The organism is Natronomonas salsuginis (assembly GCF_005239135.1).
Taxonomy (GTDB): domain Archaea; phylum Halobacteriota; class Halobacteria; order Halobacteriales; family Haloarculaceae; genus Natronomonas; species Natronomonas salsuginis.
The window spans coordinates 60,682-73,166 of sequence record NZ_QKNX01000003.1; the positions used below are offsets into that span (position 1 = coordinate 60,682).

12 protein-coding genes are annotated in these 12,485 nt (G+C 61.8%); 6 read left to right on the top strand and 6 right to left on the bottom strand.

Annotated elements, in window-relative coordinates; translation table 11 throughout:
• Positions 1–11: 11 nt before the first annotated feature.
• From DM868_RS08620 to DM868_RS08630, 3 genes are read right to left on the bottom strand one after another with little or no spacing between them, the layout of a single operon-like run.
• The gene (locus DM868_RS08620) at positions 12–1,067 is read right to left on the bottom strand and encodes an AAA family ATPase (protein WP_137276477.1); all 1,056 of its coding nucleotides are present in this window, start codon (positions 1,065–1,067) and stop codon (positions 12–14) included.
• A complete protein-coding gene (locus DM868_RS08625) occupies positions 1,060–2,172 on the bottom strand; it encodes a DUF4350 domain-containing protein (RefSeq protein ID WP_342776378.1) in 1,113 nt (370 codons plus the stop codon). The genes DM868_RS08620 and DM868_RS08625 overlap by 8 nt, the downstream gene beginning before the upstream one ends.
• Positions 2,173–2,448 (bottom strand): hypothetical protein, encoded by a 276-nt coding sequence (locus DM868_RS08630; RefSeq protein ID WP_137276479.1) that lies wholly within the window; start codon positions 2,446–2,448, stop codon positions 2,173–2,175.
• Positions 2,449–2,581: 133 nt separating this feature from the next.
• On the opposite strand from DM868_RS08630, the gene DM868_RS08635 reads away from it, so the two are divergent.
• The 3 genes from DM868_RS08635 to DM868_RS08645 are packed head-to-tail and all read left to right on the top strand — an operon-like array spanning position 2,582 to position 3,987.
• Positions 2,582–3,106, top strand: coding sequence for a SprT-like domain-containing protein (locus tag DM868_RS08635; RefSeq protein ID WP_137276480.1), 525 nt, complete (start codon positions 2,582–2,584; stop codon positions 3,104–3,106).
• A gap of 49 nt (positions 3,107–3,155) precedes the next feature.
• On the top strand, positions 3,156–3,758 hold the full coding sequence (locus tag DM868_RS08640; RefSeq protein ID WP_137276481.1) for a hypothetical protein: 603 nt from the start codon (positions 3,156–3,158) through the stop codon (positions 3,756–3,758).
• Entirely contained in the window at positions 3,736–3,987 is a 252-nt protein-coding gene (locus DM868_RS08645; RefSeq protein WP_137276482.1) for a hypothetical protein, read from the top strand. The genes DM868_RS08640 and DM868_RS08645 overlap by 23 nt, the downstream gene beginning before the upstream one ends.
• Positions 3,988–4,011: 24 nt before the next feature.
• Here the strand turns inward: DM868_RS08645 and DM868_RS08650 are convergent, their stop codons facing one another.
• The 3 genes from DM868_RS08650 to DM868_RS08660 form a co-directional block, all read right to left on the bottom strand.
• Positions 4,012–4,287 carry a DUF2270 domain-containing protein gene (locus DM868_RS08650; protein ID WP_137276483.1) on the bottom strand — a complete coding sequence of 92 codons (276 nt, stop codon included), beginning with the start codon at positions 4,285–4,287 and terminating at the stop codon, positions 4,012–4,014.
• A gap of 397 nt (positions 4,288–4,684) precedes the next feature.
• Positions 4,685–6,022, bottom strand: coding sequence for an RNA-guided endonuclease InsQ/TnpB family protein (locus DM868_RS08655; RefSeq protein WP_137276484.1), 1,338 nt, complete (start codon positions 6,020–6,022; stop codon positions 4,685–4,687).
• Positions 6,023–6,454: 432 nt separating this feature from the next.
• Positions 6,455–8,218, bottom strand: a complete 1,764-nt coding sequence (locus DM868_RS08660; RefSeq protein ID WP_137276485.1) for a DUF2070 family protein — start codon at positions 8,216–8,218, stop codon at positions 6,455–6,457.
• Between the two features lie 357 nt (positions 8,219–8,575).
• Between DM868_RS08660 and DM868_RS08665 the strand changes: the two genes are divergently transcribed.
• The 3 genes from DM868_RS08665 (at position 8,576) to pstA (ending at position 12,484) form a co-directional block, all read left to right on the top strand.
• Positions 8,576–9,631, top strand: coding sequence for a PstS family phosphate ABC transporter substrate-binding protein (locus tag DM868_RS08665; protein ID WP_137276486.1), 1,056 nt, complete (start codon positions 8,576–8,578; stop codon positions 9,629–9,631).
• A gap of 108 nt (positions 9,632–9,739) precedes the next feature.
• Positions 9,740–10,714, top strand: a complete 975-nt coding sequence (pstC, locus tag DM868_RS08670) for a phosphate ABC transporter permease subunit PstC (RefSeq protein WP_137276487.1) — start codon at positions 9,740–9,742, stop codon at positions 10,712–10,714.
• Complete coding sequence (pstA, locus tag DM868_RS08675; protein WP_137276488.1) at positions 10,715–12,484, top strand: phosphate ABC transporter permease PstA; 1,770 nt, start codon at positions 10,715–10,717, stop codon at positions 12,482–12,484.
• The last annotated feature ends 1 nt before the right edge of the window (position 12,485 follow it).

Below are 12,485 nucleotides of genomic sequence, written 5' to 3' on the forward strand. Positions count from 1 at the left end.
TCACGAACGATTTATGCCGAGTCTGAGTCGGCTTCGGGCTTCGTCTCGGTGTCCCTGTCTACGCCCGTTTCTGCTGTCTCTCCACCGTCACCCACAGCCGGCCGTGCAGCGTTTTCGACGACCTCTCGACCAGGTGGCTCGACTGTCTCAACGATGGTGGTCACCACATCATTAGCAGACATATCGCTGAGTTCGGCGTCCGTGCTCAATACAAGCCGATGTGCGAGAATCGGCTCGGCGAGCGATTTGACATCGTCTGGAATCACGTACTCGCGACCGTGAATCGCCGCTCTCGCCTTGGCGGTGTTGAGAAACGCGATCGTCGCCCGTGGTGAGGCACCGTATTCGAGATCTGGACTCTCGCGGGTTTCGTGGACGATATCGAGTATGTACATGCGGACGGTTTCGTCGACGTACACGTCCTCGACCGCTGCTCGGGCGTCAAGCAGCTCGTCGGTGGTGATGACTTGTTCGACTGCCTCTGGACCGAGGTCGGGTTCCTCATCGAAGCGATCGAGCAGTTCGCGCTCTTCGTTACGGGTCGGAACATCGACGGTGAGTTTCAACTGGAAGCGGTCGCGTTGTGCTTCGGGTAACTCGAACGTCCCCTCCATCTCGATCGGGTTCTGTGTGGCGATGACCATGAACGGTTCGTGCAGTTCGAGTGTCTCGCCTTCGACCGTCACCGTCCGCTCTTGCATCGCCTCCAAGAGCGCACTCTGTGTTTTGGGTGTCGCACGGTTGATCTCGTCGGCGACGACAACGTTGGCGAAGATTGGTCCCTTTCTGAGTTCGAACTCGCCGGTTTGTTCCCGGTAGATGTACGTCCCGGTGATATCTGCTGGAAGAATGTCCGGCGTCATCTGAACTCGATTGTATTCGAGCCCCGTGGCGCGGGCAAACAGGTTCGCGACGGTCGTTTTGGCGACGCCTGGGACGCCCTCAAGGAGGATATGTCCACGCGTCAAAAGCGACACCGTGAGACGCTCTATGACGTCTTCTTTTCCGATGAGAACCGTCCCAACCTCCGCCTCGACGGTTTCATACAGGACAGCGGGGTCAGTCATTGTCCGCCGATTGCTCCCGCCGACGTATAATCGCTTCTGTCACGCGACGGAGGCGCTTTTCCTCCCACTCGGGATGTTCCGTTGTCAAATATTCGATCAGCTCCTCCTTCGACAGCCGCCCGGGGTGCTTTGGCGATGTCTTCCGTCCACGGATTCTAGCCGGAAGCCATCGTCGTGATGGGGGCCCCCACACCCATATGACCACACCACCAATCGCCGTAAGACTGAGGAAGAATTGGATGAACGGACTCGAGCGGAGCACGAGCAGCGCGTACATCAACGGTGGCAACGAGGGGCCGTGTGAGTAATCGAGAAGCACCCGATCGTGATCGGTGACGATGTTTTCGATGAGTCGTCGGTTGCCGTCCCGTTCACCCATCGCGTTCGTGAACACGCTAGCATCGCTGACGACGACAACCGTCCCTGCACCAACCGACTCTTCGGTCACGACCGGGCGCGCTTCGAGCACTTCATCGTCGTCAAGCCGTTCGTTTCGGTTCCGATCGAGATACGCAAACTGAGAGGAGTTGACGAGGTGCTGACCTTGCCATTCCGTCCCCCGCTGAGCCGGAACAACTGAGGTGTTGATCGCACTTCCGTAGTTGAGCGTCACGCCCTCGACGGCCTCTGTGTAGCGATGTTCGGAGACTTCTGTAGCAACCGGTAACGATGCGTTTCGGTAGTTATTCTGTTCATCGCGCATGAGTGCGCCGTCGATGCGTGCATTCACACCGATCTCCGAAAGGAACTGGTTTGTTCGGTCGTCTTCCGAGGCGACGATCAGCGTTCCACCCCGTTGGACGAACTGAGCCACCTGTGCCCGATCGGTTGGTCCGTACGATTCTTGGGGAGCGACGATGATCGCGACGCCATCCGCTGAGGCTGTCTCATACCTCCCAGCTTCGTGTACAACTGTCATGTCGGATTCATCGTCGGCAATCGTTCGCAGTTCGGAGGTCCCATCCCAACCGCTGTTGTACGGTCCGTATGCGGTTCCCGAAGTCGCGATGGCGCTGATCACCGTGAAATTAATCACGATCAGTAAGACCAGCAATACTGCACGTGGATAGTCTATGTCCACAAGGTCTGTGTTGAACGGATCCACTTAGATCAGCCCCGACGGGATAATTTCAATGATACGTCGAAAGACGATCCCCGCGAACAGAATCAACCCCACAAAGATGATCCATTTCAACCGCTCACGCCATGCTGGCGTGACGGCAAACGGGGCGCTGAGTTCGACGAGTACCAGAAATCCGATCAACGAGAGGACGAAGTACAGATCCAACGTGAGAGCATCGAGCGCCGTAAGCAGTATTAGTGCCATCCCCATCCACAGGGCTTGGCCGTGAACAAACTGCTGTCGCCGGCGGGTGGCCATTCGTATTACCGATTGCCGACTGTCCCCTTAGAAGCTGTCGGGATCGGTTTTGGGGTATTCTCGATCATTTCATCACACACGGTGAATCGAGGCGAAATGATCATATTGATTCGCTGTCCCTCACTAGGGTGACGTGCCCGTCGCCCTCGACTACTACCGCATCACGCCCGACGCCACGGATGCGGAGTTTCTCGCCGCGTCGAAACTGTACGCGAGAGCCGTCGTCGATGACCGCGACCTATCGGTGTCCGTCTCCGAACTGGAGTGGGAGATCAGCAAGCGCGCGAAGCGACGCGCCGGGGCGGTGAAACACCGAGACGGTGTCCCGAAGACCGTCTCTCTCACGTGGGGATACTTCGAGACGCACGGCTGGTCGGGCGTCGCCGAGATCATCCGCCACGAGCTGATCCACGTCCACTTACTCAACACGGCAGGCGACGGCTCACACGGGGCGGCGTTCGAAGCGCTCGCCGACCAACTCGACACGCGCGTTACCTGCGACCGATTCAGCGACCCGAAGTGGTGGATTGTCTGCGAGGGGTGTGGACACAAGTTCGGTCGGTATCGACGCTCAGAGGTCGTCAAATCGCCAGAGTCGTATCGGTGTGGTGAGTGTGGCGGGTCGCTTCGGGTCGAAGCGGGTCCGGACAACGGCTGATTGGAATTCGACGGGATACATTCAAACGGCCAATCGATAATACATACGTATGAGCGGGATCGAGCTACGAGACGGAACACTCGTCGTTGATCGTGAGCCGAATCGACTCGACGACCTCGCGATCCGGTTTTCGACGATCCTCGATCGACTGGACATCGAGCACGTGTATATCTCGGGATACGTGTCTATTCTTGCGGGACGTGCGCGATCGACCGAGAATGTCGATGTCCTCATCGAGACGATCGATGAAGCGAATGCGGACGAACTCGCAGCGACGCTCAAAGAGGAGGGATTTTGGGGGGCAGCGATGCCGCTCGACTCGCTGTACGAGGTGCTTTCGAACGGCGACAACATCTGGGTTGCGACCGACGATCAGGTCACCCCACACCTCGAAGTGAAGTTCGCCCGTGACGAGTTCGATCGGGCGTCGCTGACGAACGCGATCACCGCGAGAATCGGCGAGGAGACGATCCCGATCGGCCCACTCGAACTCCAAATCGCGTACAAACTGTATCTCGGCGCGCAGAAGGATCTCGAGGATGCGGTTCACCTGTACGCGCTTTTCGAACAAAGCCTTAGTATTGATCGACTCGAAACGTGGGTATCGAAGCTCGACGTCGAAGCCGAATATGACCGACTCAAACGTGCGTGAGGATCTCGACGCGAAACACGAGCGGAACCGCGAGCAACGCATCGAGGCCGTCAAACGCTGGGTCGAATACATCCAATCCGAGCCGCCGGAGGTCTGGGGCCCCCAACAGAACGCGATCGTCGACGACCAACTCGACGCGGCTCGACACGTCGGTACGTCGGCAACGCACCAACGAAACGTGAGAGATATCGCGGCCGATATTGCGGACGCAAAAGACGGCGAATTGTAACGAATTGGCCCACGATCGAAGCTATCACTTCCAGCCGTTGGAACGCGTCTGTGACCGCAGTTCCCCTTTGGCCTGTCGTTGCCACGGCCAGAACGTGAACAGGAGCGCCACTCCATACGCGCCACCGACGGCCAAGAGCACCGCCTCGCCCGGTATACCACCGACGGCCGCGGTGCGAACGACGCCGGCCGATGTCGGTGCGAACACGGTCAGGCGGATCAGCCACGCACCACCCAAGACGGAGAGCAGCGGGAAGTGAATCGCCTCGGGGTCAAGCCTCGAGGCACTCGGCCTGCTCAGCCTGTAGACGTGACTGAATTAGCCTTCGGGGTGAACGCTCACTTTCGAGGAACGGGACAAAATTTAACTCTGTATGAAAATAAATTATCCTATGGGGAGTTCAATCTGTGATACAGTTGATGCCTTGTTAGCCTCCGTGCAAGAAGAGATCAACGACCCTGATCTTATTTTCAAACTCCGTACGGCCCGACAACTGAGTCTTGCGTGCAAAGACGAGATGGATGCGTTTCAACAGACGTTAGGAAACGCAGAGATCGACGAAGAAACCGAAGCACGACTCCAGGATTTGGGATACCTATAATCGAAGCAAGAGCTGTGAAGTTTGAATCCATACATCATCTATGACATCCTCCCCACCGCGAACGGCGGGGTTTCCTCCGTGGGAGTCTCAGCCGGTCTAAGATTCCCCGGAAGCAACATTCCCGTCACGGTGGACGGTACTTGGGTCTGTGCGCTGTTCTTTGGGACGGTGAGAGTGTGATACCTCCAGCCAATCGTGGCTGTCCCACTCGAACCGCACGGGCCGTGCCATCGGCCTGGTTGCCTGTTCTGTGTGCCGTCTCAGGAACGTTTCTGAAGCTGTAAGGTCGGCGTGGCCCTCGAACCCACAGGGACAGGTGAGCGTGTCCTGATGCCGTGTCGTTCGGTCTGTCCCGCCACACTGGGGGCACTCTTGACTGGTCCACGCTTCCGACCGAACCTCGACTGAAATACCGTATTCCTCGGCGGTACAGACCAGTCGGTCGGTGAATTGGTTGAACGCCCAGAAGTTGTGGGTCTTGGCGTTGGTTTCGACCGACCAGTGCGTGTCCAGCACGCCAGTCAACCCACCGACATAGACGGTATCGACACCTTCGGCGTACAGTCGGTCCAGCAGGTCACGACACAGTGCCTCTTGTGCGTGGTCGCGGCGACGAGTCCGTTTCCGGTACAGCCGCCGAATACGTTTGCTACTGTATCGGCCTTCTCGTAGCTTGGACTGCAACCGGGCAATTTCTCGTGTTGTGTCACGGAATCGCTGGAACAACTCGCGGCCTTCGTACAGATATTGCTCGCCGGTCGTGGTGGTACAGGCAACGAGATTGTTTGCACCAATATCCAGAGCGGCCTTTTCGTCGGCCAGTGGAGTATCCCGTGCATCGTCAGAAACAGTCACGGGTTGCGAAGCTCGGAAGGTGCTGTCAGTCTCGTCGTACCACAGGTCCAACCGACCCTGTTTCTCGTAGTCGGGCCACGTCGGGTCGCCAGCGATTTCCAGCCGGAGCCGTCCGGTGTGGTTGTATCGGTCTTTCAACTCGCTCCCGACCAGTATCTCAAGCCGGGACCGCTCGCCCCATTCGACGGTGTACGATGTGTTGCGAATGACGCCTTTGAGTTGCCGCCCATCGTCCTCGTTGCCACGGAAGCCCGGCGGTTCCGGGTGTTCCGTAACCGATGTGTTCGACTCGTCGTCGTACTTGTTCTTCGTATCGAAGAACCCGCGCCATGCTTCGCTGTTTTTGCGTATCACTTGTTGGGCGGTGGACGCGCCAAGCACGCCTTTGTACTTGCCTTCGAGACGCCCTGTATCGGCGTCCCATACCTCGCCCTCGAAGCCGTCCTCGTCGTTATACCGCATGAGGCGTTCGTAGTTGACTTCGTTCCAGAGAGCGGCGGAAGCGTCCAACAGGTCCCGTAGCAGTTGCTCTCCGGTATCGGAAAGCGGTCGCACTGCGAACGTGTTGGTACGCTTCATGCCACAATTGTTTTCACGTCTCTGTGTCAAATAAGTCTTGTGAGACAATGCGACCAGCAATAGATATTTCGCATGGCCTACACGGACGGGTGAAAGACTACGCCGAAGCAAACGACCAATCGCTCGATGAAGCATATATCGAGGTACTGGAAACGGGACTCGAAACATTGGAGACTCAAGACCAGCAGTAACGCGGCGGTTTCTCACCAGAGCTTACGCGATTCACGCCCGCCCTGTTCGGCGCTCGGTTCCGACAGCAGAGTGTCGGAACACTCTCGCCTCACGGGAAGGGCAGGACTCTCTCGCTGTTACAGGTAGCTGGTAGGACTATCAGAAGTCAATTCGCGGTTCTCACCGACCGACTGTTTCAGGCAAGAGTGTGTCTGAGAAATAGGATTGCACCAGAGCCACTGAGAGAGGGTTCCAAAGCCGCTATCCCGTAAACACGAACACGAGCAGACTCAGCGCCATCGCCGCGCCGACGGTGACGAGCAACAGCGCCCCGCCCATGCTGACCATCGCGTTCGCCGTGGCGGCGAGCGACTCGGTCCGGTCGGTACCGAAGACGGTCACCTCGGCGCGTTCGGTCGCCATGCCGGCCTCGACGGGGTCGAGGTCGTCGACGGCATCGTCGACCAGCCCGGTGACGACCTCGACAAGTTGGTCGCCCTCGATCGCGTCCCCGACCTGATTCGCCGCATCGACTGTGTTGACGACGTGCGTGTCCGTCGTCATGATCTCAGCGGCGTCGGCGTCGATCGCGGAGAGGAGCGCCCCTCTGAGGCCCGGCTCCATGTTATTCCCGTCGATCAACACGTAGGCGGTCCGGTGGCCGTCGACCTCAAAGACGGCGACGCGGATGCCGAGCGGGCCGATTCCGTCGGTTTGGCCCCACTCGGTTTCGTCCCACGCGACGCCGACCGAAAGTGCATCCCGATCGGCCGCGGCGAGCCGATCGGCGAGCCGGCCGGCGGCGTCGAGCATGTCGAAGGAGCGTTTCGATCCCGGCCCGATGCGGCCCGACCGCTCCGAGAGCCCGTCGCTGCAGTTGTGCGCGTCGACGAGTAGGACGGTGTCGGCGTCTGCGCGCCCGGCCTCGGCGGCGATCGAGAGGCCGACGCCGAAATCCACGTCGTCGGCCGATTCGGGGGCGTGCGTGCCGACGAGGATGAGGTCAGAGTCGATCGCCTGCCCCAGGAACGTCGACTCGGCCTCGGTTTCGCGGCGACTTGGGGTGGCTTCGCGCGTGTACGTGACCCGGTCTGCCGCCCCCCTCGCGGCTGCGAGGAGGGTATCGATCTCGCGTTCGGTGACGAGGTTGAAGTCGTGGCCGGCGGTCGCGTGTGGGACGAAGGCGAGCCCGTCGGTCGCCGTCGCGATCCGTTCGGGAAGGTTGCCACCGCCGATCTCACCCATGGGGCCGGGATGGACCATCGGGAGGACGAATCGGGCCTTCTCCGTGCCGTCGAGCCGCCGGACGCACAGGACCGTCACGGGAACGACAGCCTGCTCGCCGAGGTGTTCGAAGAACGCTTCGAGTTCGCTCGACCCCTCGGCGACGTGCCCGACGAAGCCGCGGACGAAATCCAACACCGAGACGTCGTGGCCCCGGCGCCACGGACGGTCGATGGCGAAGACGAAGACGGAGACTGCGGCCGCGTAGATGACACAGAGGAGAGACAAGAGCGCGTAGTTCGCGGTCCCGTCGTAGGCGGCGACGAAGGCGACCGCGACGACCGTCTGGACGCTCGCCGGGACCACGGCGACGGCGATAGAGCGGCGCGAGACGGCGACGATCACGAACAGGCGGAGCGCGAAGATCGACGCGAGCGCGACGAGCAGCGCGTCGACGACGAACGGCTGGCCGAACGACGAGACCGACGCGACGACGGCCGCGACGAGCAGAACCGCGACCGCGAGCAGTTCGCAGACGAACGCCAGAAGCGCCGAGCGGTTGTAGGTGAACTGCCCGCCGAGACGTCGGTCGAGCGGCGCGGTGAGAAACGCGGCGACGACCGTCGGCACGCCGACGTAGAGCATCCCGAAGTAGGCGTCGTCGAGAGCGAATCCGGTATCGAAGGCGGCGACGCCGACGGCCGCGGCGACGAGAAGCGTGCCGAACAGGCTCACGGACCAATCCGGCGCCCGGAAGACGAACCGCGACAACGCCGCCAGGTCGCGCTGGGTCCGGGTCATTGTCGCATGGGAGGGTTGTGCGTCGGTTAATTGGCTCGGTCCGGGACCGTCCCCGAGACGGGGCGTTGACGGGAGCGATCCGCACCTCTATTCGACTACTAAGAAATATATAGACCCGACACAGTCCGGGGTAGAAACCCGTTATGCGACGCGAAAGACCGGATCGGAACCTCGCGGATCCGATATACCATTGACACACATACACGCGAAAGATCGTGGCCGTACGTGCAAAAACGCTACTTCATGCGGGTCGCACAGCAGATAACGATCGACCGCTCGACCGATACTATAGGAGTATAGTTGAATATATAGATATCATAGCATCGTTCTTATGATCCCCTCCACTTTCCACGGGTGATGCCCGAAAGGACACCCGATCGTAATGAAGCCTCGAACCGAAACAGCCGCCGGCAGTTTCTCCTCGCCAGCGCGGCTCTCGGTGGCGCGGCCATCGCGGGCTGTACAGAAACCGAAGGGAACGGTAACGGAAACGGCGGCGGCAACGGTAACGGAAACGACGGCGGCAACGGTAACGGAAACGGCGGCGGAACCCTCTCGGGCGATATCAACATCGCCGGATCCAGCACCGTCTTCCCGCTGATGTCCGCGATCGCGGAGGACTTCGCGGAGGACAACCCCGAAGTGCGCATCGATATCAGTTCGACCGGGTCCGGCGGCGGCTTCGCGAACTACTTCTGCGTCGGCGAGACGGACTTCAACAACGCGAGTCGACCGATCAAGCCCGAAGAGGAGGATCTCTGTGCGGAAAACGGCGTCGAGTACGTCGAACTCATCGCCGCGACCGACGCGCTCACCGTCGTCATCAATAACGAGAACGACTTCGCAACAGAAATGACGGTGGAGGAACTGGCCCAGATATGGGAGGCCGACGCGGCAGAGACGTGGGACGAGATCCGCGACGAGTGGCCGAACGAGGAGATCGAGCGTTACGGTGCCGCCGACACGTCCGGCACCTACGATTACTTCCTCGAGAACGTCATGGGCGAGCGCGGCCACACCGACGACTACCAGGCGACCGAACAGGACAACACGATCGCCCAGGGTGTCGAGGGCAGCGAGTACGCGATCGGCTACTTCGGCTTCGCCTACTGGTACCAGAACCAAGACCAGATCACGCCCGTCGCGATCGACAACGGCGACGGCCCCGTCGAACCGAGCCTCGAAACGGCCGCCTCCGGCGAGTACGCCCCGCTTTCGCGTCCGCTCTTCACCTACCCCTCCATGGAGTCGCTCGGCAAGGAACACGTCGCCGAGTTCGCCCGCTACTTCGTCAGCCAGACGGACAACGAGGAGATCGTCGCCGGCGACGTCGGGTACGTGCCGGCCACACAGGAGACGAAGGAGGCGCAGATGCAGAAACTCGAGGACGCGATCGAAGAGGCGCAGGGCTAACGCGACCGATGTACCGGCGACACCCCTGTCGATCGAGTCGACGACGCGCCTCGGTCGCCGTGATCCGGTGGCGAACAGCCACGTCCGGAGTCGGAAGGGTGATCGCCGATGAGTGAACGCTCCGGAGCCCCGGACCTTCAGCGACCGAGCGGCGTCCAGCAGCTCAAAGAGACGGGCTACGGCGGCGTCTTCGTCGCCTGCGCCGCGATCACGCTCCTGACGACGATCGCGATCTTCGCGACGCTGCTCTCGGACACGCTCGTGTTTTTTTTCGAGGTACCGGTCACTGACTTCCTGTTCGGCACCGAATGGAGTCCGAACCCGCGCGGCGGCGGCTTGTCGTTCGGGATCATCCCCCTCCTGATCGGGACGATCACCGTGACGATCACGGCGGCGTTCATCGCCCTCCCGATCGGAACGCTCACCGCGATCTACCTCAGCGAGTACGCGACGGCGCGCGTGCGATCGATTCTGAAACCGATGCTCGAAGTGCTTGCCGGCGTTCCCACAGTCGTCTACGGCTACTTCGCGCTCGTGTACGTCACGCCGGCATTGAAAGCGACGCTGTTCCCGGAGATGAGCACGTTCAACGCGCTGTCGGCATCGATCATGGTCGGCATCATGACGATCCCGATGGTCTCCTCGATCAGCGAGGACGCGATGAGCGCCGTTCCGGACTCGCTCCGGCAGGCGGGCTACGGGCTCGGCGCGACGAAGTTCGAGGTCTCGACTGGGGTCGTCGTCCCCGCCTCGCTGTCGGGGATCGCCTCCTCGTACATCCTCGCCATCTCCCGCGCGATCGGCGAGACGATGATCGTCGTCGTTGCCATGGGCGCACAGGCGAACATGCCGGCGATCCGGGAGGCGCTGTTCGGCATCCCCTACATCCACCCCGGCGACGTGCTCTTCGACTCCGGCATGACGATCACCGTCTCGATGGTCCAGATCGCCGGCAGCGACCTCACCGGCGGCACGTTGCCCTACGACTCGATGTTCGCGCTCGGATTGGCGCTGTTCGTCATCACCCTCGTGATGAACGTCCTCAGCGATCTCATCGCGGAACGATATCGGGAGGCGTACTGAATGGCGGTCGAACAGGACGCGAGCGAGATGGCGTTCGGGCAGGTCAGTCGGACGAAGGGGGTCGTCTTCCGGTATCTCTCCTTCGGCGCGTCGGTCGTCGGCCTCGTCGCGCTCGCGGCGCTTTTGATCTACGTGTTCATCGACGCGTTCGACCTCTCGAACGCCAGCCCCCAGTGGCTCCTCGTGTACTTCGTCACGCTCGTGCTCCCGCTCATCGGATTCAACCTCTACAGCGCCGGCGACCGCGCGCTCGTCCAGCGGGTCGTGCTCGTCCTCGGTGGTGGGCTCGTGGCGACCGCCGTGGTCTTCGAGGCGATCGAACTGCTGATCAGGCCGATTCCGCGGCTCTCGTGGCAGCTCGCGTATCTGTTCGTCGTCGCCGTCCCGGTGGTCACGTACGTGGTCTTCGTCGGCAGTCAGCGTCCGGTAGGTCGAAACGGCGTCGGCCTGCTCGGTCGGATCGTTGGCGGGGCCGCCCTCGGGTTGGCCGTCGCGATGGTGTTCAGTATCCTCGACGTGCGGCTGTGGTTTCTGGTGTACACGCTCGGCGTCCTCCCGGCGGGGATCATCCGCGCGTACGGGTACGTTCGTGACCGGAAGCGCGCGATCACGCTGTCCGTTCCGATCGGCGTCGTCGGGATCGTCGCGGCGGTCGTCCTCCGGACGATCATCCAGACGTACCTGACGCCGCCGTTCATCTTCGCGTGGGCGATCGGCGTTCCGGTCGCGCTCACGGCCGGCGCGCTCGTCCTCTCGCGGGGCGGGAGCGAGCTGTCGGCCGGCGTGGTCGGCGGCCTGTCGCTCGCGGCGGCTGGCCTCGGCACGGTCGTCGGCGCGTCGCCGCTCCCCGAGGGCTCGGCCGTCATCGTGTTCGTCGCCGCCGTCGCACCGACCACAGTGTACCTCCACGGCGCGCTCGACGCCGGCGAGGCGCGGATCGGCCTGCTCCTCCCGGTGTTGGTGGGCGGCGGGGCGTTACTCGGCGCGTTCCTCGTCCAGACGTTCGGCATCGCCGCGCCCGATCCGTGGCTCGACCCGAGCTACGTCACCGAGGCTCCGTCGCGAAACGCCGTCGAAGCGGGGCTGTATCCGGCGATCGTCGGCTCGGTCATCATCATCGCGTTAGTCGCGGTGCTGTCGTTCGTGCTCGGCGTCGGCGCGGCGGTCTTCCTCGAGGAGTACACCGCCGGAACGGGCGTCGTCGGGACGATCACCCGGATCATCCAGATCAACATCGCGAACCTGGCCGCCGTCCCGTCGGTCGTCTACGGCCTGCTCGGGCTCGGGCTGTTCGCGAATCTGCTTGGATTCGGCTTCGGGACAGCCGTGACAGCCTCGCTGACGCTGTCGCTGCTCATCCTCCCGATCACGGTGATCTCCGCACAGGAGGCCATCCGTTCGGTGCCGGACGAACTCAGACAGGGGTCGTACGCGATGGGCGCGACGCGGTGGCAGACGACGAAAAAGGTCGTACTCCCCGAGGCGACGCCGGGGATCCTGACGGGGACGATCCTCGCGCTCGGGCGAGCGATCGGGGAGACCGCGCCGCTGATCATGATCGGCGGGGCGACGACCGTCTTCAGCGCGCCGGCGGACATCTGGAGTCGGCTCAGCGCGATGCCGCTGCAGATCTACGCGTGGGCGAACTATCCGCAGGCGGAGTTCCGATACGGCGTGGTCGCCGCGGGCGTCGTGACACTTTTGATCGTGCTGCTCGCGATGAACGCCACGGCGATCGTCGTTCGGAACAAAATGGAGCGAGGAAGCTAAT

Excerpts from the sequence above, each read along its gene's own strand:
- DM868_RS08660 (WP_137276485.1), bottom strand. The coding sequence starts at position 8,218 with ATGACCCGGACCCAGCGCGACCTGGCGGCGTTGTCGCGGTTCGTCTTC.
- DM868_RS08620 (WP_137276477.1), bottom strand. The coding sequence starts at position 1,067 with ATGACTGACCCCGCTGTCCTGTATGAAACCGTCGAGGCGGAGGTTGGG.
- pstA (WP_137276488.1), top strand. The coding sequence starts at position 10,715 with ATGGCGGTCGAACAGGACGCGAGCGAGATGGCGTTCGGGCAGGTCAGT.
- pstC (WP_137276487.1), top strand. The coding sequence starts at position 9,740 with ATGAGTGAACGCTCCGGAGCCCCGGACCTTCAGCGACCGAGCGGCGTC.
- DM868_RS08665 (WP_137276486.1), top strand. The coding sequence starts at position 8,576 with ATGCCCGAAAGGACACCCGATCGTAATGAAGCCTCGAACCGAAACAGC.
- DM868_RS08640 (WP_137276481.1), top strand. The coding sequence starts at position 3,156 with ATGAGCGGGATCGAGCTACGAGACGGAACACTCGTCGTTGATCGTGAG.
- DM868_RS08645 (WP_137276482.1), top strand. The coding sequence starts at position 3,736 with ATGACCGACTCAAACGTGCGTGAGGATCTCGACGCGAAACACGAGCGG.
- DM868_RS08655 (WP_137276484.1), bottom strand. The coding sequence starts at position 6,022 with ATGAAGCGTACCAACACGTTCGCAGTGCGACCGCTTTCCGATACCGGA.
- DM868_RS08630 (WP_137276479.1), bottom strand. The coding sequence starts at position 2,448 with ATGGCCACCCGCCGGCGACAGCAGTTTGTTCACGGCCAAGCCCTGTGG.